Here is an 18,022-nt window from a genome sequence, read left to right on the forward strand (position 1 = left end):
GTTATGTCGGCAAAAAACTTTGAAATATTTTAAAAATAAGTTTGACAGCTTTCCACTGCGCCATTAAGATTCGCCCCGTCCTCAGCGATGAGGGGCTATAGCTCAGCTGGGAGAGCGCTTGCATGGCATGCAAGAGGTCGACGGTTCGATCCCGTCTAGCTCCACCAATTTACACTTCAGGGTCTGGCCACACCGGCCTTGAAGCGATCAACACTCAGCGTTGATCAGTTGTATAGAAGGGTTTGCGTCCCCTTCGTCTAGTGGCCTAGGACACCGCCCTTTCACGGCGGTAACAGGGGTTCGAGTCCCCTAGGGGACGCCAGTTTTACAGAAGCGATGTTGCAAGATGTCGCTCCGCCGCGAGGCGAAAAATCCGGGGCTATAGCTCAGCTGGGAGAGCGCCTGCATGGCATGCAGGAGGTCAGCGGTTCGATCCCGCTTAGCTCCACCAATTTTACAGTTCAAGGTCTGGCCACACCGGCCTTGAATCGATCAGCTCTCAGCACTGATCAGTTGTATAGAAGGGTTTGCGTCCCCTTCGTCTAGTGGCCTAGGACACCGCCCTTTCACGGCGGTAACAGGGGTTCGAGTCCCCTAGGGGACGCCACGATTACCCGCTCTGCGGGATTTATAGGGGTCATTCAATTATTGAATGGCCCTTTTGTTTGTCTGGCGTTTGGCCAAATCCCCCCACTTCTCTCGCACTGTTCTTCAGACCAGCGGTCACATCCACGACTTGCGGAAAATTATTATGAGAATAATATTCTAGTCGTAATATTCGGAGGCAACGATGAACGATAAAAAAGCTCAAACCCGCGAACGCATCCTCAAGGCTGCCAGCGCAGCGCTGATTCAGCGCGGCCCAGCCGAGCCGAGCGTGGGCGAAGTGATGGGCGCAGCCGGCCTGACGGTCGGCGGCTTCTATGCGCACTTCGACAGCAAGGACGCGATGATGCTGGAAGCGTTCAAGCAGTTACTCAGTCATCGCCGCGGCTTGATCGCCGACATGGATGCCGAGTTGACCGGCGAAGAGCGTCGCGCCCTGGTCGCAGCGTTCTACCTGTCACGCAAGCACCGTGATTCCTCTGAGTCAGCGTGCCCGATCCCGGCGTCTGTCGGCGAGCTGGGCCGGCTGCCGGACGAATTTCGCGTGGCATTGAATGAGCACGTGGAAATGATGGTCGCGCAGTTGGCGGCCAGCCCCGAAGACACCGACAAAGCCCTGGCCGACATGGCCTTGATGGTCGGTGGCCTGGCCCTGGCTCGCGCGCTGGGGCCCGGAGAGTTGTCCGATCGATTGCTGCGTGCCGCCAAGTCGGCGGTGCTGTGACCTAAAGGCGACAGCCTGAGGAGTGAGAGCGATGAGCACGTTGAAGTGGGTTCGTGGCGTTAATGGCACCTTGGGCTGGTTCGCACCGAAACTGGTCGCGAGCAAAATGCGACTGGCGTTCATGACGCCACGGGACCTGCCGCCCCGTGATTGGGAATTGCCGCTGTTGGCCCAGTCCGAGCGAATCACCTTGCGCTTCGGCCTCTCGGCACTGCGTTGGGGGCAAGGCCCGGCGGTGTTGCTGATGCACGGTTGGGAAGGTCGGCCGACACAGTTCGCCAGCCTGATCACCGCGCTGGTCGATGCCGGTTACACCGTAGTGGCCCTGGACGGTCCGGCCCACGGTCGCTCGCCCGGCAATGAAGCGAATGTCGTGCTGTTCGCCCGGGCCATGCTCGAGGCGGCTGCCGAGTTGCCGCCACTGCAGGCGGTCATCGGCCACTCCATGGGCGGCGCCAGTGCCATGCTCGCGGTGCAGCTGGGGCTGCGTACCGAAACCCTGGTGAGCATCGCCGCCCCGGCACGCATCCTCGGGGTGTTGCGTGGCTTTGCGCGTTACGTGCGGCTGCCGCCCAAAGCCCGTTCGGCGTTCATCCGCCAGGTCGAGAGAGACGTCGGCATGCGCGCCGCGACGCTGGATGTCGCGCACTATCAGCTCGACATGCCCGGCCTGATCGTGCATGCCGAAGACGACACCTATGTCCCGGTCACGGAAGCTCAACTGATCCACGAAGCCTGGTTCGACAGCCGCCTGTTGCGCCTGGAAGAGGGCGGTCATCAACGGGTGCTGGCCGATCCCCGGGTGATTGATGGCGTGTTATCACTGCTGTCCGGACGTAGCCTGCAATCGCGCCAATCGGCCTGAGCATCCGTTACACTGCCCCGGTCGACATCATCTGACCGGGGAGTGGGGCATGGGCTGGGATCGGGCAACGCCGTTTATCATTGATCTGCAAGTGGGCGCCGAGGACATCGACGGGCTGGGTCACGCCAATAACGCGGTGTATGTGACCTGGCTCGAACGCTGCGCCTGGCGCCACTCCCAGCGGCTGGGCCTGGACCTGGCCGAGTACCGGCGGCTGGACCGGGCGATGGCGGTGGTGCGGCACGAGATCGATTACCTGGCGGCCGCCTATGAAGAGGACGAGTTGCAGCTGGCGACCTGGATCGTCGATTGGGACCAGCGCCTGAAAATGACCCGGCACTTCCAGCTCAAGCGCCCCCGGGACAACACCACGCTGCTACGGGCGCAGACCACCTTCGTTTGTATCGAACTGTCCACCGGCAAGCCCAAGCGCATGCCGGCGGAGTTTATCGAGGGTTATGGCCCGGCGTTGCAGATGTTGGATACCACCAAAATCTAATCACTGTAGGAGCGAGCTTGCTCGCGAAAAACCTGAGAGCGCTGCGGAGCGTCAGGCTTGACGCGTTATCGTTGACGACCATCGTCGGAACGCCGCCCGGAGCAAGCTCGCTCCTACAGGGGATTTGCGATGTTCTGCAGATTTCTTGCGCAATCCAGTAAACTGCCGCACGTTTTTCGTCGAGTGTGTTTTTCATGCAAATTGCTTTGGCGCCCATGGAGGGGTTGGTCGACAACATCCTGCGGGACGTGCTGACCCGTGTGGGCGGTATCGACTGGTGCGTGACCGAGTTCATCCGGATCAACGATCAGCTGCTCACCCCTGCCTATTACCACAAGTTCGGTCCGGAACTGCTGACCGGCGCCCGCACTGCGTCCGGCGTGCCGCTGCGGGTGCAGTTGCTTGGGTCCGATCCGGTGTGCCTGGCGGAAAACGCCGCGCTGGCCTGTGAGCTGGGTTCCGAGGTCATCGACCTGAACTTCGGCTGCCCCGCCAAGACCGTCAACAAGTCCCGTGGCGGTGCGGTGTTGCTCAAGGAGCCGGAACTGCTCAACGAAATCGTCGAACACGTGCGTCGCGCGGTGCCTGCGCACATCCCGGTGACCGCCAAGATGCGCCTCGGTTTCGACAGCCCTGACGGGGCGCTGGTCTGCGCCACGGCCCTGGCCGAAGGTGGCGCGGCGCATATCGTGGTGCACGCGCGAACCAAAACCGATGGCTACAAGCCGCCGGCCCATTGGGAGTGGATCCCGCGGGTGCAGGACGTGGTCAAGGTGCCGGTGTTCGCCAATGGCGATATCTGGAGCGTCGAGGACTGGCGCCGTTGCCGCGAGATCAGTGGCGTGGAGGACATCATGCTCGGTCGCGGCCTGGTCTCGCGTCCGGACCTGGCCCGGCAAATCGCTGCCGCGCGCGCCGGTGAGGAAGTGGTCGAGATGACCTGGGCCGAGCTGCTGCCGCTGATCCAGGACTTCTGGCTGCAGGCCAAGGCGCAGATGACAGCTCGTCAATCGCCGGGTCGCTTGAAGCAGTGGCTGGCGATGCTGACCCGCAATTATCCTGAAGCGGTTGAGTTGTTCACCGTCCTGCGCCGTGAAACCGAGCTGGATCAGGTCTCGCGTTTGTTGGGTTTGCAGGTGGCTGAAGCGGCCTGAAAAAAATGAAAAAAATCTGCAAAAAATCTCTTGAAAAGCAAATGACGATCCTTATGTAGGGATTACGCGATGCCGAATTCGGGTCGCGGAGACAAAAAAACTTGCTGATCTGTTTTCAGGAGATTTGAATCATGAGTACTGCATTTTCCATGGCACCACTGTTCCGTTCCTCGGTTGGCTTCGACCGTTTCAATGACCTGTTCGAAACCGCCCTGCGCAACGAGCCAGGCAGCACCTACCCACCTTACAACGTGGAAAAACACGGCGACGACCAATACCGCATCGTCGTAGCGGCCGCCGGCTTCCAGGAAGAAGACCTGGAGCTGCAAGTGGAAAAAGGTGTGCTGACCATCAGTGGCGGCAAACGTGACGCGAACGAAGACGTCACTTATCTGTACCAGGGCATTGCACAGCGGGCCTTCAAACTGTCGTTCCGTCTGGCGGACCATATCGAAATCAAGGCCGCCGGCCTCAGCAACGGTCTGCTGAGCATCGACCTGTTGCGGGTGATTCCGGAAGAGGCGAAAGCCAAGCGTATCCCTATCAACGGGACGCAAAAACCGGCTCTGCAGCACTGAGTCGGACCCCCGGTCAGGGTCGTCTGAGTACGACTCGACCGGCTGAAGCGAAAAGACCCCGACCTGTCGGGGTCTTTTTTTTTCAGGTCGGGTCCCTGCAATCAGGTCCAGCCATAGCGGACCAGGTGAAAGAAGATCGGCGCCGCAAAGCACACTGAGTCCAGGCGGTCGAGCATGCCGCCGTGGCCTTCTATCATGTGCCCCCAATCCTTCACCCCGCGGTCGCGCTTGATCGCCGACATCACGATGCCGCCGGCGAACCCCAACAGGTTGATCAGCAGGGCGATGAGCAGTGACTGCCAGGGATTGAACGGCGTGATCCACCACAAGGCACAGCCGATCAACGAGGCCAGCAGGATGCCACCGACAAAGCCTTCCACGGTCTTGGACGGCGACAGGTTGGGCGCGATCTTGCGTTTGCCGAACAGTTTTCCGCAGACGTACTGCAGCACATCCGACATCTGCACCACGATCACCAGGTAGGCGATCAACAGCAGGTTTCGCCCCTCGTAACCGGCGATGTCGAGGGTCAGCAGGGCGGGCACGTGGGACACGCAGAACACCGCGATCATCAGGCCCCACTGGACTTTCGAGGCGCGTTCGAGAAAGTGCGTGCTGTCACCGCCCAGGGACGCGAGGATCGGCAGGAGCAGGAACACGTACACCGGAATGAAGATCGAAAACAGCCCGTACCAGTCGTAGTAGATGAGCAGGTACTGCAGCGGCAGTGCCAGGTAGAACGCCGCCACCAGGGCCGGGTAGTCGCTGCGGCGGGTCGGCGTGAGGGTCATGAATTCGCGCAGGGCGTAGAAGGACACGGTGTAGAACAGCAGGATCACCGCCGTGGTGCCGAGCCAGAAGGCGATTCCGATCACCAGCACCATGACCCACCAGGCGTTGATCCGGGCGTTGAGGTTGTCGACCACCGGGTTCGCCGTGTCGCCAGCGCGCCGCTTGAGCATGAAACCGATCGCCGAGGCCAGCAGCAGAAACGCGCCAATCCCGCCAAACAACATCAGGGTTTGTCTGTCCATGTCAGGCATGCTCCTCGGCCAGGCTCAACAGCGCGTCGCGGCTGCGTTCGAGAAATTGCGCCTTGGTTTCGTCTTCGCCCAGGGCCAGGGCGGCGCCAAAGCTGATGGTGCATAGCAGCGGCAGCGGCAGGACGCGGCCCTTGGGCATGACGCGGTTGAGGTTGGCGATCCACACCGGAATCAATTGAGCCTGGGGATAGGCTTTTGCCAGGTGGTACAGCCCGCTCTTGAACGGCAGCAGGCCGTCCTCGGGGTTGCGAGTGCCTTCAGGGAAAATGATCAGCGAATCACCGCTTTCCAGGGCATCGAGCATCGGCTGCAGCGGGTTGTAGTCGGTCTCCTTGCGTTCACGGTCGATCAGCACGCCATTGAACACCCGGTTGATGATGTAGCGCCGCAGCGGGCTTTTGAGCCAGTAATCGGCGCCGGCCACCGGCCGGGTGATGCTGCGCAAGGTGGGGGGCAATGAGGCCCACAACAACACGAAGTCGCCATGGCTGCTGTGGTTGGCAAAATAGATTCGCTGCACCGCCTGCGGCGCACAACCGAGCCACAGGCTGCGGGCGCCGGTGAGCAGGCGGGCGCCCGAGATGATGAGGGTGGCAACCGCGGGTGCGAGCATGGAAACTCCTTATCCGGCAAAGGTCAGCCAGGGGCCGGCCACAATGAAAACCAGGGTCAGCAGCACTTGTGCCGCCACCAGCAATGCCTGGCGGCGTAACAACTTCAGCGCGCCAGCGATACGTTCGTTCCAGGGACGACCGCCACGGTCGGCGGGCTGCAGGCCCAGCGCGGTCAGCGCATGGTCCAGGGCCTCGGTGCGTTCGGGAAGGTCTTGTGCACGGGCGGCCAGGTGCTGGAACAGATCGGCATCGAAAGCGACCCGCAGGGCCCAGTATTTTTGCCACAGGCCCAGCACCAGCAGCGCACCGCTGCAGGTCAGCCCCCAGGTTCCCGGGCTGGCCACGACGTATTGGCCAAGGCCAAGCAAGGCCCCCAGCAGCGTGAGCCCGGTGGACAGGCGGTCCAGCGAACCGCCACGGCGCAACAGGCTGGCGGTCGCTTGCAACTGCATATCAGTGGACACAGGCGTGCTCCGTGACCGTGGCTAACTGCTGCAGCACCTGTCGGTGCGCAGTGCTCAGAACGATCCCCGGACGAGCACGCTGAATCAGCAGGATAGCGTCATCGACACTGGCGGCCCTGCCGCTGTGCAGCAGCCACGCGGCGACCGCGATGGCACTGCGCGAATAGCCCAGGGCGCAGCAGACCAGCAGCGGGCCTTGCTGGCGCAGGCTTTCGATTGCCTCGGCCGCTGCCTGGCATTGCGCGGCGGTGGGTACCGTCAGGTCCAGCACCGGCAGCGAGCGGTAGCTGACCGAATCCGCGTTCAGCGACAGCTCTGCACTCAAATCGAGTACTGCTCGAAATGGCGAGTGCTGCAGTTCCCGTCGACCTGGCAAGCGTCCGAGCCAGACGTCATCGATCACCCGGTCGGGCTGCGGATGGTGGCGGGTCCACAGCCGCGAGTTGAGCCAGGCCGCCGCCAGGTAGGGTGCGAGCAGCCAGCGTACCGCGGGGGACAGGCGTCCATCGGCGTGTTTCTGGAAGCCGCGAGCGTCCAGCAGGGCGTAATTGAACGCTACCAGCAGCAAGGCCAGCGCTGGCCAGATCAACCACAGCCACGCCCCTCTCAGAGTAAAGGCCGGGAGGGTGAAGGCTGCAGCGCCCAAGCTGTAATACAACGCCAGTTGCCAGCGTTTTCTGTCCGCAGCCAGGCGCGCACCGTGCAGGGGACCAGGCCCCTCCAGCGGCCACAGCCAGACGCACAGCCAACCGAGCAGCGCACCGGTGGGCAGGTCGACGAAATGGTGCTGGTAAGTGGTCAGCACCGACACCCCGATCAGGATGAACCAGCCATGCATCAACCCGCGCCACAGGCCCCGCAAGTGCCGCTGGTAGCAGCTCCATAACACCACCAGCAACGCAATGTGCAGGGAGGGCGCCTGATTGAACGGCTTGTCGAAACCTGCCAGGACATCGAACAGCCAGCCGAACACGCCATCCAGTTCGGGCCGGGCAAAGGTAAAGCGCAACGGCCAGATCAGGAAACAACTGACGGCGATCAGTTGGGCGGTGATCAGGCGCAGGGCGTGGCGCCTGAGTTCCAGGCGACTGGCGGGCAGCAACAGCGACAGGCCGTAGAGCAGGTCAATCGACCAGTACGGGACGATGCTCCAGGCCCAGAACGGCATCCGGGTTTCCCAGTCGAACACCAGGCTGGCGACATCGTCCCGCTGGGTGGTGACCCAGGTGGCGAAGCCGTAGGTGCCGAAGAACAGCGGGGCCAACAGCAACAGCCAGAGCAGTGCCGGTTTGAACAGGCCGGGTTCGCGTCCGCACGTGGCAGTCAGGGGCATCATTGCACCCGTTGCGCCAGGGATACGCTGAAAATGCCCCATTGATCGACCCGCATGCCGATCTTGCGAAAGCCGGCGGCTGCTACCAATTGGTCCATTTCCGCCTGGGTGCGCCGGCGCATGACCCAGGCCTGGCCTTCACGGTGACTGGTCAGGGCGCGGGCGATCAGTTCCAGTTGCGGGTGCCAGGGTTGGCCGGTGTAGACCAGATAGCCACCGGGTTCCACGGCTTCGGCCAGCCCGGCGAGTGAGCCACTGACCATCTGGTTGTCGGCGAACAGCTCGTACAGGCCGGACACCACCGCCAGGGTCGGCTTGGGATCGAGTGCGGCGAGATCGGCACGGTCGAAGGCATCTCCCTTGACGAATCGGGCGATGGCCTCCAGGCCTTTGTCGCGGATCAGCGCACCGCCGTCGCGCACGTTGATGTCGCTGTAATCGCGCAACAGGATCGACTCGGGCAGCGGGTCGATGCCCTGCAAGGCTTCAAGAATGTAGCGCCCGTGCCCGGCGGCAATGTCGACGATGCGCACTTCGCGGCCCTGATCACGCAAGTGAGCCATGGCCAGGCGCAGCAGTTCTTCGACATGCAGCTTGCGTTGGCGAATGCCACGCCAGCCGATCGAGTCCAGGTAATTACGGTCGATCAGACGGCCAATGGCCGACGTGCCGGTGGGCGTGTTGCGGTAGACGTAGTCCAGGGTGCTGCCGGAGTCGAAGCCGGTGTCGAAACCCAGCTTGAGCCCGGACGACAGCTGGCCGCCGAGGCCCATGCCGGCGCGGGTCATGCGCCAGTACAGGTCACGCAGGGAGTTGTGGGGCAATGGCGCGGCCAATGATTCCGATTCGGCGCAGGTCAGGCCCAGGCGGTCGGCGGCCAGCAGGGAGGGGCGGGCAGCCGGTTGTTCGAAGTTGTGGAGGATAAAGCGCCGTACGCTGGCGACGGCGGTCTCGCGACGCTGTTCACCCAGGGTGTCGTGGAAGAATCCCGCCAGGACGTGTTTTTCCTTGTGCTGGCTGCCGAGGCGCTCGAAAAACTGTTCCTGAGGTCGGCGATGAACCACGAAATCGGCGCCGGAGATCAACAGCTGCGTCGGCACCTGGATGGCCTGGGCATCGGCCACCACACGCTCGGCCGCGTCGTAGAGGCCGAGCAGGACATTGACCGAAATCGCCTTGGTGATCAGCGGGTCGTTGTCGTAGCTGGCGACCCGTTGCGGGTCATGGCTGAGAAAACGCGCTTTAACGTAGCTGTTGACGAAAAAGTTGCCTCGCCAGCGGCGCATCAGCGCCAGCCCCTGGCGCGCGAAGGGCACGTAGAGCTTGACCTTGAACGCCGGGGACGCCAGCACCAGGGAGCGTATGCGGGGCGCGTAATCGTGGACCCAGGTGGCCACGATCACTGCACCGACGCTCTGGGCGATCACCGCGATATGTTCTTCATCGATACCGTAGGTCGCGCCCAGGTGATCGCAGAAGGTCTGCACGTCACGCACGCTGGTGGCAAAACCCGGGCTGTCGCCACGGGCCCCCGGCGAGAGACCATGACCCCGGGCGTCCCAGGCAAAGAAGTCATGGTCGGGCAGATTCAGTTCATCCACCAGATGGGCAATGCGCCCGGAGTGTTCATGGCCGCGGTGAAACAACAGCACGGCCTGGCGTGGTTCGCCCGGGGCCGCGGTACCTGGCCAGTAGCGGTAAAACAATTCCACGCCGTCATGGGTGGTGAACGTCTGATGTTGAGCTTCGCGCATTGCACTGTCCTTATGCTGAAGGGATGTCTTCCTGTGCTTCCTTGAGGCCCTGGCGGACCCGGTTGATCAGCGTGTAAACCAATAATACGGCGATGATCGCGAACACGGCATTGATCCATGGGGCGCTGATCCAGCCCAGTGCGATAGCGGTCGCCACGACCCCCAGCACAAACGCCCGATCACTTTTGCCCATGGGCCCGTCATAGCGCCGCGAGGCACCCACCATGGGCCCCAGCACGCCGCCGTATTCGCTGAACAAGGCGAGCAGGGCGACCAGCAGCACCAGCCACAGGCTGACGTCCGGCAGCAGGGCAAACGGCAGGATCAGCGCACAGTCGGCGGCGATATCGCACAGCTCATTAAGGTAGGCCCCCAAGCGCGTCTGCTGGTTGAACTCCCGGGCCAGCATGCCATCGATGGCATTGAGCGCCATGCGCAGGATCATCCAGACCGGCACCAGCAAAAATACTCCCGGATGCTGCACAAAACCGGCGATCACCGCACCCACCAGCACCGAGCCGATGCCTGCTGCCAGGGTGATCTGGTTGGCGGTCGTACCCTGGTTGAACAGTCGTTGCACCAGTGGTCGCAGGAGGTTTTGAAAGGCCGGTTTGATCTGGTAGATGCTGGGCACGTCGGTAGGGTCTCGGGGGAGAAAAAAGTGTGGGGTGTGAGTTTTGGTGGAGGCGATTTTTCAGTGTAGATGGGTTCTTGGGGGAGCACGTTTAGTTGGTTGAGGAGATGCTGGGGGTGGTCCGTCATCAAGGTGCAGGGTCATGGTTTCACCCAAGGCGTGGCAAGTTGCAGCTTGATGAGGTAGCGCTCCTCAGTGGGGCGCCTGTCATCCCTGAAACGGTTAACCACCAGCATTACTTGATACTGGTTGCCCGCTTGCCAGTAAGACGTGCCACCTTTGTTCACATCCCGCAGTCTGGCACGCCATTGTGGGGTGTCGGCGAAGGGAGGATCGTAGCTGACCCGGATCGGTATCCAGCCCGCTTGATGCCATTGCTCTTGCAAATCCAGCACGGTCTTGAGTGTATCGTCGAGCAACAACGGTTCAACCTGCGGCGACATCCGCACGCTGCTGACTGACTCATCTTTGTTAAAGCTGACCGTGAAGGAACGAGCCAGCGGGGTCACGAACCCGTAATGAGGATCTATGAAGCGGAGACGGGCATCCGACTTCGGCACCCGACCCCAGTAATGCCCAGGGATGGCTGGCCCAATGGCCGCGCTGGAGCGCTGGCGCATGGCTTCCCAAGGCTCGCCAATCATTAGCGCAATTTCCGGGTCATCCGATAGCGCCTGAATCGCTGCTACGATGAGTAAAGCCGCGACGGCCATTACCAAGACCCCGCGTCGCCAACCTATGCGTCGCAGCAAACTCATCGCACGCCCCGGCCTGCGGCAATGTCCAGAATCGACTGTTCGATGAACTGGTGATCGGAGCGCCGTAGCAGCTTGTCAAACTGCTCAGCAGCCTTGAGAACGAAAGGCATGCGCTGATTGATGTCGGCCAGGATGGCGACGTAATCATTGCTGAAGCCCACCGTTCGTGCGTCACCAAGATGGGAAGTCAAGGATTCACCCACGGCGTGCCGAGTGACAGCGTGATGAGATAGCGTTCCTCTGTAGGTCGCTTATCGTCCCTGAACCGATTGACCACCAACATCACCTGATATTGGTCGCCTGCATGCCAGTAGGCTTTTCCGCCTCTAGTCTCGTCCATTAGCTGTGCCCGCCATTGCGGGGTGTCGGCGAACGAAGGAAATTCATTGACGCGGATGGGTGTCCAGCCTCCTTGATGCCATTGCTCCTGCAGATTCAGCACGACCTTGAGAGTGTCGTCTAGCAACAGCGGTTCGACCTGAGGGGACATGCGGACACTTGTCACTAACTCATCACTATTGAAACTAACGGCGAAAAAGCGGGCCAGTGGGGTTACGAATCCAAATTGGGAATCCAGAAAACGAAGGCGAGCATCCGACTTGGGTAATCTCCCCCAAAATTGGCCAGGAATAACTGTATCTATGGTTGCAGTTGAACGCTGGCGCATGTCTTCCCAAGGCTCGCCAATCATCAGTGCAATTTCCGGGTCATCCGAAAGCGCCCGACTCGCCGCCACTATCAGGATAGTCACGACTGCTATAGCCAAGATGCCGCGTCGCCAACCTATGCGTTGTAGCAGGCTCATCGCACGCCACGACCTCCGGCAATGTCCAGAATCGCCTGCTCAATCAGCTGGCGATCAGAGCGCTGCAGCAGCTTGTCAAATTGCTCAGCAGCTTTGAGCACGAAAGGCATGCGCTGATCGATGTCGGCCAGGTTGGCGACATAATCATTGCTGAAGCCCACTGTGCGTCCGTCCTCGCTAGAGCGGCACTGGCTGGCCAGTGTCAGTTCAACGGCTGCAGCAGCGCCAGAGGGGAAATCGGTAACGTAGGCGAAATGATTTCCGAATAGCAGTTTTACCAACCACTGGTCGCTGTACATCGCCGGTTGCAGAATGTTCTGTTGTTCGTGCCAAGCCAGGTGCACAACGCTTTCGGCGATGTTGCCTGCTTCAATGGCCTCGAAGGCTTGTAGTATTTGCTGATGGTCAGTACCGAACTTTAGAGTCTTCTGCTCAACTGGCCACAGCACTGGAGGCTTATCGGATCCATAGATACTGCTACGTGAAGGCAGGCAAGTCTTGAGCGACCACAACCCCCGTTCCTTGTAAAACTCATGCAGCGGAAACACATCTAGAAAGAGCGTGGTATTACCCAGCGCCAGCATGTCGTGCACGAACTGGAGTTGCTTTTGCACGAACGACAACGAATCTCCCTTGTGGCGGATACCGCTAGGCAGCGGATTGTTGCTGCGGGCTTGCTCGTAATCCCGTTGCGCTTGCTCAAGGTCCCGAGCTTTCGCCTGCTGTTCACGCTTACTGTCCCAGCTGAACAAGCCCAAAAGCTTTTTTATGAACGCGTCATCCCTGCGAAGTCCCGCCTCATGCTGGCGCTGAATCTTCTCGATCGAATCCGCCGCATGCAGCAGTCCACAGCCAACCTGCTTGGAAGCGAACGCTGCAAGTCCCGCCCATTGGAAACGCTGATCTTCCAGCCACAACCGGGCGTAGGCGGCATTGATCGCACGATTGCGCGCCTTGGGGTCGGCGATCAGTACGCCGCCCGGCGCTACTATGGCTTCGGCGCGTTGTTGATACCCGCGCCAGAGGTTCTGGCAGACCAGCCCCGGCAGCTCACTGAAAGACGGTGAGGGCGCCGTTCGCGCCGGCGCATGGCTGGATGGGCGTGGTGCTGGCGGATCGCTGCGGGATGCAGGACTGGCTGGCTGAGCGGCGGCACGGGCACCTTGCGGCGCAACGGCCTCCCTGGAGGAGTAAGTGGCCGTTTTTAGCGAGGGGATCAACTCGGCTCTGCAAGGGCAAGAGCTGACGCTGTCCAGCGTACCGGCCAAGAACCGGCCCTTGCTTCGCATATGCGAAATCCCGCCGGCTATCGCGTAGGTCTTGCCGGTTATTCCGCAGGAAACCCTATCCCCGTCGCGGGCATGGTTTTCGCCAAACATCGTGATGCAGGGTTCTGCATCCAGCACCGTGCCACCGCAGGTGGTTTTGTCACCTTGGCGAATGTAATACCCGACTGCCATTGATTGAGGTCCTTGTCTGCAGATGATTCGAGCGAGGCGCTGTGGCGCGCTGGCTATTGATCAAATTGCTCCGGCTCCCGCATGAATCGGGGCATGGCAACGTGCAACGCAAAGGGTCGGTGATGGGGTTTGGAAGGTAAATGGGACGTTTCCCTGAGGCGTGTAGGAAACGGGGATTTGATGGTGATGGGGGGCATGATATTCGTGCGTGGCCGCGATTCCTGTGGGAGCGGGGCTTGCTCCGGGCGGCGTTCCGACGAAGGCGGACTGGCATCCGACATCGATGTCGACTGGCATGGCCTCTTCGCGAGCAGGCTCGCTCCCACAAGGAAGCGAGCCCGGTTCGGTAGAGGGGGGCGCGCAAAAAGGACCGAGTCAGTTACTTAAGGAGTTTTTGAAATTCCTTCACCGGCAACGGCCGACTGTGCAAATACCCCTGGTAGAAATGGCAGCCCAGCCCCTGCAGGAAATCCAGCTGGTCCTGGGTTTCCACTCCTTCGGCGATCACTTTCAATTCCAGGCTGCGGGCCATCGCGACAATGGCGCGAATGATCTCGGCATCGTTGGGATCGGTGGTGGCGTCGCGGATGAACGACTGGTCGATTTTCAAGGTGTCCACCGGCAGGCGCTTGAGGTAGGTCAGCGAGGAGTAGCCGGTGCCGAAGTCGTCCATGGCAAAGCTCACGCCGAGTTTTTTCAGACGGCGCATTTTGCTGATGGTGTCTTCCAGGTTTTGGATGACGATGCCTTCGGTGATTTCCAGTTTCAGCAGCGAGCAGGGCAGGCCGTGGCTGCCGAGACTGTGTTCGATGCGTTCGACGAAGTCGTTCTGGCGGAATTGCCGCGGGCTGATGTTCACGCACAGGCTGAAGTTGTGCGCGTCGATCAGGCCTTTGGCGATCAGCTGTTTGAAGGCGGCGCAGACCTCGTCGACGATCCAGGTGCCCACTTCGAGGATCAGCCCGCTGTCCTCCAGCACCTTGATGAAGTCCGTGGGCGACTTTGTGCCGAATTCCGGATGGTCCCAGCGCACCAATGCCTCGGCGCCGACGATGCGGCCGTCCCGCGCGTCCACCTGAGGTTGGTAATGCACGCGAAACTCACCGCGGGACAAGGCCTGGCGCAGGTCGGTCTCCAGGCGCAGGCGTTCGCTGGCGGCCTTCTGCATGGTGTTGTGATACATCTGCGTGGTGTTGCGGCCCGAATCCTTGGCCCGATAGAGGGCGATGTCGGCGCGTTTGAGCAGGTCGGTCGGGGTCGAGCCGTGATCGGGGATCAGCGCGATGCCGATGCTCGGGGTCACTTGCAGGCGCTGGCCGTCGAGGAACATCGGTTCGGACAGCAGCTCACGCAGGGTGTCGGCGAGATTGCGCACCTGGTCGCTGACCTCGTTGCGCGAACCTTCCAGGCCGCTGAGCAGCACCACGAATTCATCACCGCCCAGCCGCGCGACGGTGTCCTCCATGCGCACGCTGGCTTCAAGGCGTGCCGTGATGATCTTCAGCACCGTATCGCCCACCGGATGGCCGAGTGAGTCGTTGATGTGCTTGAAGTGGTCGAGGTCGAGAAACATCAGCGCGCCGCGCAGGTTGTGGCGCTTGAGCAGGGCGATCTGCTGGCTCAGGCGATCCATCAGCAGCGCGCGGTTGGGCAGGTTGGTCAGCGGGTCGTGGTAGGCCAGGTGGCGGATTTGCGCCTCGGCGTTTTTCAGCAGGCTGACGTCGCGGGCGGTCAGCAGCAGGCAGGCGGTTTCGTTGAGCGTGATGGGTTCCACCGAGACTTCGACGGTGAGTAATTCGCCACGTTTATTGCGCCCGAGCATCTCCTGGTGGTGCACCCGACCCTTGAGCTGCAGCTCGGCCAATAGCGCCGAGCGCTGTTTTTCCTCGGCCCAGATACCAACCTGGTACACCGTGCGGCCAACGACTTCGTCGGCACGATAGCCGGTCAGGCGGCAGAAGCCATCGTTGACTTCCAGATAGCGCCCGGTGTCGCGCTCGGTGATGGTGATGGCGTCGGGGCTGGAGTGGAACGCCTTGGCGAATTTCTCCTCGCTGGCCTTCAGTGCCGCTTCCGAACGTTGCTGCTGGGTGATGTCGCGCAGGGTGGTGACGATGCACGGCTGGTCGCCGACGCTGATCTGGCGGCTGGAAATCACGCACGTCAGGGGCTGCCCGTCCTTGTGCTGGACCAGGATCGCCACGTTGTTCAGGCCCTGTTCGCGGATGACCTGTTCGATCCTTTGCAGGCTTTTCGCCGAAGCGTCCCACAGGCCGATTTCGTCGGCACTGCGGCCGATCACCTCGGCGGTGCTCCAGCCGAAGGTCTGGGTAAAGCTGGAGTTGATTTCTATGAACTGGCCGGTGTCCTGGTGGGTCACGCAGATCGGGTCCGGGCTGACCTGGAACAGGGTGGCGAATTTCTCTTCAGACGCCACCAACCGCTGTTCGCGTTCCACCTGATCGGTGATGTCGAGCAGCGTGCCGGCCATGCGCAGTGGTGCACCGTTGTCATCGCGGTAGAGCCGGGCGCGGCTCTCCAGGTAGCGCGAACTGCCATCCGCCAGCTGCACGCGGTAGGTCAGTTGATAATTGCCCGCCGGGCCTTCGCGCAAGCTGCGGTAGGCGTCGCGCATGCTGTCGCGATCTTCGCCGGGTACGCCTTCGAAAAAATCGTCGAACGCTTCATGGAAAGGCTTGGCTTCCAGCCCGTGCAGTTGGGCGGCCCGCGCCGAGCCGTAGAGCATGCCGCTGGGAATGTGCCAGTCCCAGGTGCCCAGCTGCGCCGAATCCAGGGCCAGGTCGAGGCGTTCCTGGCTGTCTTTGAGGGCGTGTTCGGCGGCTTTGCGTTCGGTGGTATCGAGGAAGGTGCTCAGCAGGTAGGGCTGGCCTTCGAGCTCGACTTTCTGCGCGCTGAGAATGCCGTCGTGAACCTGGCCGTTACTCGCTCGCAGCTGCACTTCCATATTGATCAATTCGCCCTTGGCCTTGGTGGCCTTGACCAGTTGCGCCCGTTGCTCCGGGTGCACCCACAGGCCCAGCTCGAGGGTCGTGCGGCCAATCGCGTCTTGCACCGGCCAGCCGAACAGGCTTTCGAAATACTGGTTGGCTTCGCTGATCAGGCCGTCTTCCTGGCGGGTCAGCAATACCATGTTCGGACACAGGTGAAACAGCGTGGCAAAGCGTTTTTCCGAACTCCTCAGGGCCTGTTCACGCTGACGCTGGTGGGTGATTTCGCGAATCACCCCGATCATGCGCGGCCGGCCGTGCTTGTCCGGCAGCAGGCTGCCGTTGATCTCCAGCCAGTGCAGGCTGCCGTCGGGCCAGCGGATGCGGTGATGCATCGCCTGCTCCAGCGGGGCGCCGGCAATCACCGCGTGGAAGGCGCGGATGGTTTTTGCCCGGTCCTCCGGCGGCAGCAGGTCAAGGTATTCCAGATCGGCCGGCAGCGGTTGCCGGGGATCGAAGCCGAACAATGCCTGGGTGCCCCGCGACCAGCTGATCTGCCCGAGCTCGATGTCCCAGTACCAGGCACCCAGGCGTGCACCGTTGAGGGCCGCCAGCAATTGCGGGGCACTTTCCCAGCTCTGCTCGGACCGCTTCGGGTCCAGCGCCTGAATGCGCGGCATCGGCGGAATTCGGTCAACGGATTTCGGCATTTTCAAGCCTTGGGCTGAATTGGGCGTTAGTCACAGGAGTTTGTGGCTCTACGGGCTCTATGGACCTAGCACAGCTTAGCCTTGAATCCCTGGCCCATCGATTTGTGCATCCAGCAGGGCCATAAACGCCCGTGCCGCATTCGACAGCGTCCGTTCGGTATGCAAGATATAGCCTAGCTGGCGAGTCAGTTGTATGCCCGGTAAAGGTATTCGTGCAACTTGTTCGTCGAGCATGGTGCGCGGCAACACGCTCCAGGCCAGGCCGATCGAGACCATCATCTTGATCGTTTCCAGATAATTGGTACTCATGGCGATGTTCGGCGTCAGGCCCCGGGCTTCGAACAGGCGCCTGACGATGTGGTGGGTAAAGGTATTGCCGCCGGGGAATACCGCCGGGTGCAGGGCAATGTCGGCCAGGCTGACCGGGCCGTTGCTGATCAGCGAATGCTCCGGGGCGACGACGAAATCCAGCGGGTCGTCCCATACGGGCGTGGCCTGGACCAGGGCGTGGGGTTCCGGGGCTAGCGTGATGACCGCCAGCTCGGCGCGGCCATGGAGAATTTCCTCGTAGGCCACTTCCGAGTCGAGGAACTGGATATCCAGCGCCACCTGGGGATAACGGCGGGTGAATTCCCTTAATAAAGGCGGCAGACGGTGCAGGCCGATGTGGTGACTGGTGGCCAGGGTCAGGCGGCCACTCACTTCGCCGGTGAGGTTGGTCAGGGCGCGGCGGGTGTCATCCAGCACATTGAGGATCTGATAGGCCCGCGGCAGCAAGGCGCGCCCGGCTTCGGTCAGGCCGACTTCACGACCCAGGCGATCGAACAGGCGCACCTTCAATTGCTGCTCCAGCCCGGCGATGCGCTTGCTGATTGCCGGCTGGGTCAGGTGCAGCCGCTCGCCGGCACCGGAGAAACTCCCGGTCTCGGCAATCGCGATAAAAGCGTTGAGGTTGGCCAGATCCATCGTCGTATTCCAGTTGGTTATCCAAAGCATAAAAAATATGAATTTGAGTTATTTAATGTAACCCCCTAGGATCGACCTCACAAGCCAAGGGGTTATTGAATCGCTCA

17 protein-coding genes, 4 tRNA genes and 1 pseudogene are annotated in these 18,022 nt (G+C 61.4%); 9 read left to right on the top strand and 13 right to left on the bottom strand.

Annotation, left to right across the window (positions count from 1 at the left end; genetic code table 11):
• The first annotated feature begins 91 nt into the window (after positions 1 to 91).
• The 7 genes from ACA041_RS09000 to ACA041_RS09030 all read left to right on the top strand — a co-directional run bounded on the left by ACA041_RS09000 (position 92) and on the right by ACA041_RS09030 (position 2,694).
• Positions 92 to 167, top strand: a tRNA-Ala gene (locus ACA041_RS09000).
• A gap of 79 nt (positions 168 to 246) precedes the next feature.
• Positions 247 to 322: transfer RNA gene (locus ACA041_RS09005), tRNA-Glu, on the top strand.
• A gap of 53 nt (positions 323 to 375) precedes the next feature.
• A tRNA-Ala gene (locus ACA041_RS09010) sits at positions 376 to 451 on the top strand.
• An 80-nt stretch (positions 452 to 531) separates the two neighbouring features.
• Positions 532 to 607: transfer RNA gene (locus tag ACA041_RS09015), tRNA-Glu, on the top strand.
• Positions 608 to 790: 183 nt separating this feature from the next.
• Positions 791 to 1,330 (top strand): TetR/AcrR family transcriptional regulator, encoded by a 540-nt coding sequence (locus tag ACA041_RS09020; protein WP_150743609.1) that lies wholly within the window; start codon positions 791 to 793, stop codon positions 1,328 to 1,330.
• A 31-nt stretch (positions 1,331 to 1,361) separates the two neighbouring features.
• Entirely contained in the window at positions 1,362 to 2,195 is an 834-nt protein-coding gene (locus ACA041_RS09025; protein ID WP_497440787.1) for an alpha/beta fold hydrolase, read from the top strand.
• Between the two features lie 49 nt (positions 2,196 to 2,244).
• Positions 2,245 to 2,694 (top strand): acyl-CoA thioesterase, encoded by a 450-nt coding sequence (locus ACA041_RS09030; protein ID WP_497440788.1) that lies wholly within the window; start codon positions 2,245 to 2,247, stop codon positions 2,692 to 2,694.
• Between the two features lies 1 nt (position 2,695).
• Here ACA041_RS09030 and ACA041_RS09035 read toward each other — a convergent pair.
• Positions 2,696 to 2,776: pseudogene (locus tag ACA041_RS09035) on the bottom strand (outer membrane lipoprotein carrier protein LolA); the annotation flags it as partial.
• Between the two features lie 112 nt (positions 2,777 to 2,888).
• On the opposite strand from ACA041_RS09035, the gene ACA041_RS09040 reads away from it, so the two are divergent.
• Both ACA041_RS09040 and ACA041_RS09045 read left to right on the top strand, forming a co-directional pair.
• Positions 2,889 to 3,848: a tRNA dihydrouridine synthase gene (locus tag ACA041_RS09040; RefSeq protein WP_128869422.1), complete on the top strand. Its 960-nt coding sequence runs from the start codon at positions 2,889 to 2,891 to the stop codon at positions 3,846 to 3,848.
• A 131-nt stretch (positions 3,849 to 3,979) separates the two neighbouring features.
• On the top strand, positions 3,980 to 4,426 hold the full coding sequence (locus ACA041_RS09045) for an Hsp20 family protein (RefSeq protein WP_140893592.1): 447 nt from the start codon (positions 3,980 to 3,982) through the stop codon (positions 4,424 to 4,426).
• Between the two features lie 101 nt (positions 4,427 to 4,527).
• Here ACA041_RS09045 and ACA041_RS09050 read toward each other — a convergent pair whose 3' ends face one another.
• From ACA041_RS09050 to ACA041_RS09105, 12 genes are all read right to left on the bottom strand, one after another.
• Positions 4,528 to 5,460 (bottom strand): phosphatidate cytidylyltransferase, encoded by a 933-nt coding sequence (locus tag ACA041_RS09050; RefSeq protein WP_497440789.1) that lies wholly within the window; start codon positions 5,458 to 5,460, stop codon positions 4,528 to 4,530.
• A 1-nt stretch (position 5,461) separates the two neighbouring features.
• Complete coding sequence (locus ACA041_RS09055; RefSeq protein ID WP_497440790.1) at positions 5,462 to 6,082, bottom strand: lysophospholipid acyltransferase family protein; 621 nt, start codon at positions 6,080 to 6,082, stop codon at positions 5,462 to 5,464.
• A gap of 9 nt (positions 6,083 to 6,091) precedes the next feature.
• Positions 6,092 to 6,547, bottom strand: coding sequence for a hypothetical protein (locus ACA041_RS09060; protein ID WP_497440791.1), 456 nt, complete (start codon positions 6,545 to 6,547; stop codon positions 6,092 to 6,094).
• A complete protein-coding gene (locus tag ACA041_RS09065; protein WP_497442036.1) occupies positions 6,537 to 7,880 on the bottom strand; it encodes a phosphatase PAP2/dual specificity phosphatase family protein in 1,344 nt (447 codons plus the stop codon). Before ACA041_RS09065 ends, ACA041_RS09060 begins: the two co-directional genes overlap by 11 nt.
• The gene (locus ACA041_RS09070) at positions 7,880 to 9,634 is read right to left on the bottom strand and encodes a bifunctional alpha/beta hydrolase/class I SAM-dependent methyltransferase (RefSeq protein WP_497440792.1); all 1,755 of its coding nucleotides are present in this window, start codon (positions 9,632 to 9,634) and stop codon (positions 7,880 to 7,882) included. Before ACA041_RS09070 ends, ACA041_RS09065 begins: the two co-directional genes overlap by 1 nt.
• Positions 9,635 to 9,644: 10 nt before the next feature.
• Entirely contained in the window at positions 9,645 to 10,268 is a 624-nt protein-coding gene (locus ACA041_RS09075) for a CDP-alcohol phosphatidyltransferase family protein (protein WP_497440793.1), read from the bottom strand.
• A gap of 140 nt (positions 10,269 to 10,408) precedes the next feature.
• Entirely contained in the window at positions 10,409 to 11,026 is a 618-nt protein-coding gene (locus ACA041_RS09080; RefSeq protein WP_497440794.1) for a hypothetical protein, read from the bottom strand.
• Positions 11,023 to 11,217 carry a hypothetical protein gene (locus ACA041_RS09085; protein ID WP_497440795.1) on the bottom strand — a complete coding sequence of 65 codons (195 nt, stop codon included), beginning with the start codon at positions 11,215 to 11,217 and terminating at the stop codon, positions 11,023 to 11,025. Before ACA041_RS09085 ends, ACA041_RS09080 begins: the two co-directional genes overlap by 4 nt.
• On the bottom strand, positions 11,214 to 11,831 hold the full coding sequence (locus ACA041_RS09090; RefSeq protein WP_497440796.1) for a hypothetical protein: 618 nt from the start codon (positions 11,829 to 11,831) through the stop codon (positions 11,214 to 11,216). Before ACA041_RS09090 ends, ACA041_RS09085 begins: the two co-directional genes overlap by 4 nt.
• A complete protein-coding gene (locus ACA041_RS09095; protein ID WP_497440797.1) occupies positions 11,828 to 13,291 on the bottom strand; it encodes a PAAR domain-containing protein in 1,464 nt (487 codons plus the stop codon). Before ACA041_RS09095 ends, ACA041_RS09090 begins: the two co-directional genes overlap by 4 nt.
• 379 nt (positions 13,292 to 13,670) lie before the next feature.
• Positions 13,671 to 16,949 carry a PAS domain S-box protein gene (locus ACA041_RS09100; protein ID WP_497440798.1) on the bottom strand — a complete coding sequence of 1,093 codons (3,279 nt, stop codon included), beginning with the start codon at positions 16,947 to 16,949 and terminating at the stop codon, positions 13,671 to 13,673.
• A 75-nt stretch (positions 16,950 to 17,024) separates the two neighbouring features.
• On the bottom strand, positions 17,025 to 17,915 hold the full coding sequence (locus ACA041_RS09105; protein ID WP_497440799.1) for a LysR family transcriptional regulator: 891 nt from the start codon (positions 17,913 to 17,915) through the stop codon (positions 17,025 to 17,027).
• Positions 17,916 to 18,022 lie beyond the last annotated feature (107 nt).

The organism is Pseudomonas sp. LBUM1676 (assembly GCF_059695605.1).

Excerpts from the sequence above, each read along its gene's own strand:
- ACA041_RS09025 (WP_497440787.1), top strand. The coding sequence starts at position 1,362 with ATGAGCACGTTGAAGTGGGTTCGTGGCGTTAATGGCACCTTGGGCTGG.
- ACA041_RS09045 (WP_140893592.1), top strand. The coding sequence starts at position 3,980 with ATGAGTACTGCATTTTCCATGGCACCACTGTTCCGTTCCTCGGTTGGC.
- ACA041_RS09040 (WP_128869422.1), top strand. The coding sequence starts at position 2,889 with ATGCAAATTGCTTTGGCGCCCATGGAGGGGTTGGTCGACAACATCCTG.
- ACA041_RS09090 (WP_497440796.1), bottom strand. The coding sequence starts at position 11,831 with ATGAGCCTGCTACAACGCATAGGTTGGCGACGCGGCATCTTGGCTATA.
- ACA041_RS09095 (WP_497440797.1), bottom strand. The coding sequence starts at position 13,291 with ATGGCAGTCGGGTATTACATTCGCCAAGGTGACAAAACCACCTGCGGT.
- ACA041_RS09100 (WP_497440798.1), bottom strand. The coding sequence starts at position 16,949 with ATGCCGAAATCCGTTGACCGAATTCCGCCGATGCCGCGCATTCAGGCG.
- ACA041_RS09080 (WP_497440794.1), bottom strand. The coding sequence starts at position 11,026 with ATGAGTTTGCTGCGACGCATAGGTTGGCGACGCGGGGTCTTGGTAATG.
- ACA041_RS09065 (WP_497442036.1), bottom strand. The coding sequence starts at position 7,880 with ATGCCCCTGACTGCCACGTGCGGACGCGAACCCGGCCTGTTCAAACCG.
- ACA041_RS09070 (WP_497440792.1), bottom strand. The coding sequence starts at position 9,634 with ATGCGCGAAGCTCAACATCAGACGTTCACCACCCATGACGGCGTGGAA.
- ACA041_RS09050 (WP_497440789.1), bottom strand. The coding sequence starts at position 5,460 with ATGGACAGACAAACCCTGATGTTGTTTGGCGGGATTGGCGCGTTTCTG.
- ACA041_RS09020 (WP_150743609.1), top strand. The coding sequence starts at position 791 with ATGAACGATAAAAAAGCTCAAACCCGCGAACGCATCCTCAAGGCTGCC.
- ACA041_RS09030 (WP_497440788.1), top strand. The coding sequence starts at position 2,245 with ATGGGCTGGGATCGGGCAACGCCGTTTATCATTGATCTGCAAGTGGGC.
- ACA041_RS09055 (WP_497440790.1), bottom strand. The coding sequence starts at position 6,082 with ATGCTCGCACCCGCGGTTGCCACCCTCATCATCTCGGGCGCCCGCCTG.
- ACA041_RS09105 (WP_497440799.1), bottom strand. The coding sequence starts at position 17,915 with ATGGATCTGGCCAACCTCAACGCTTTTATCGCGATTGCCGAGACCGGG.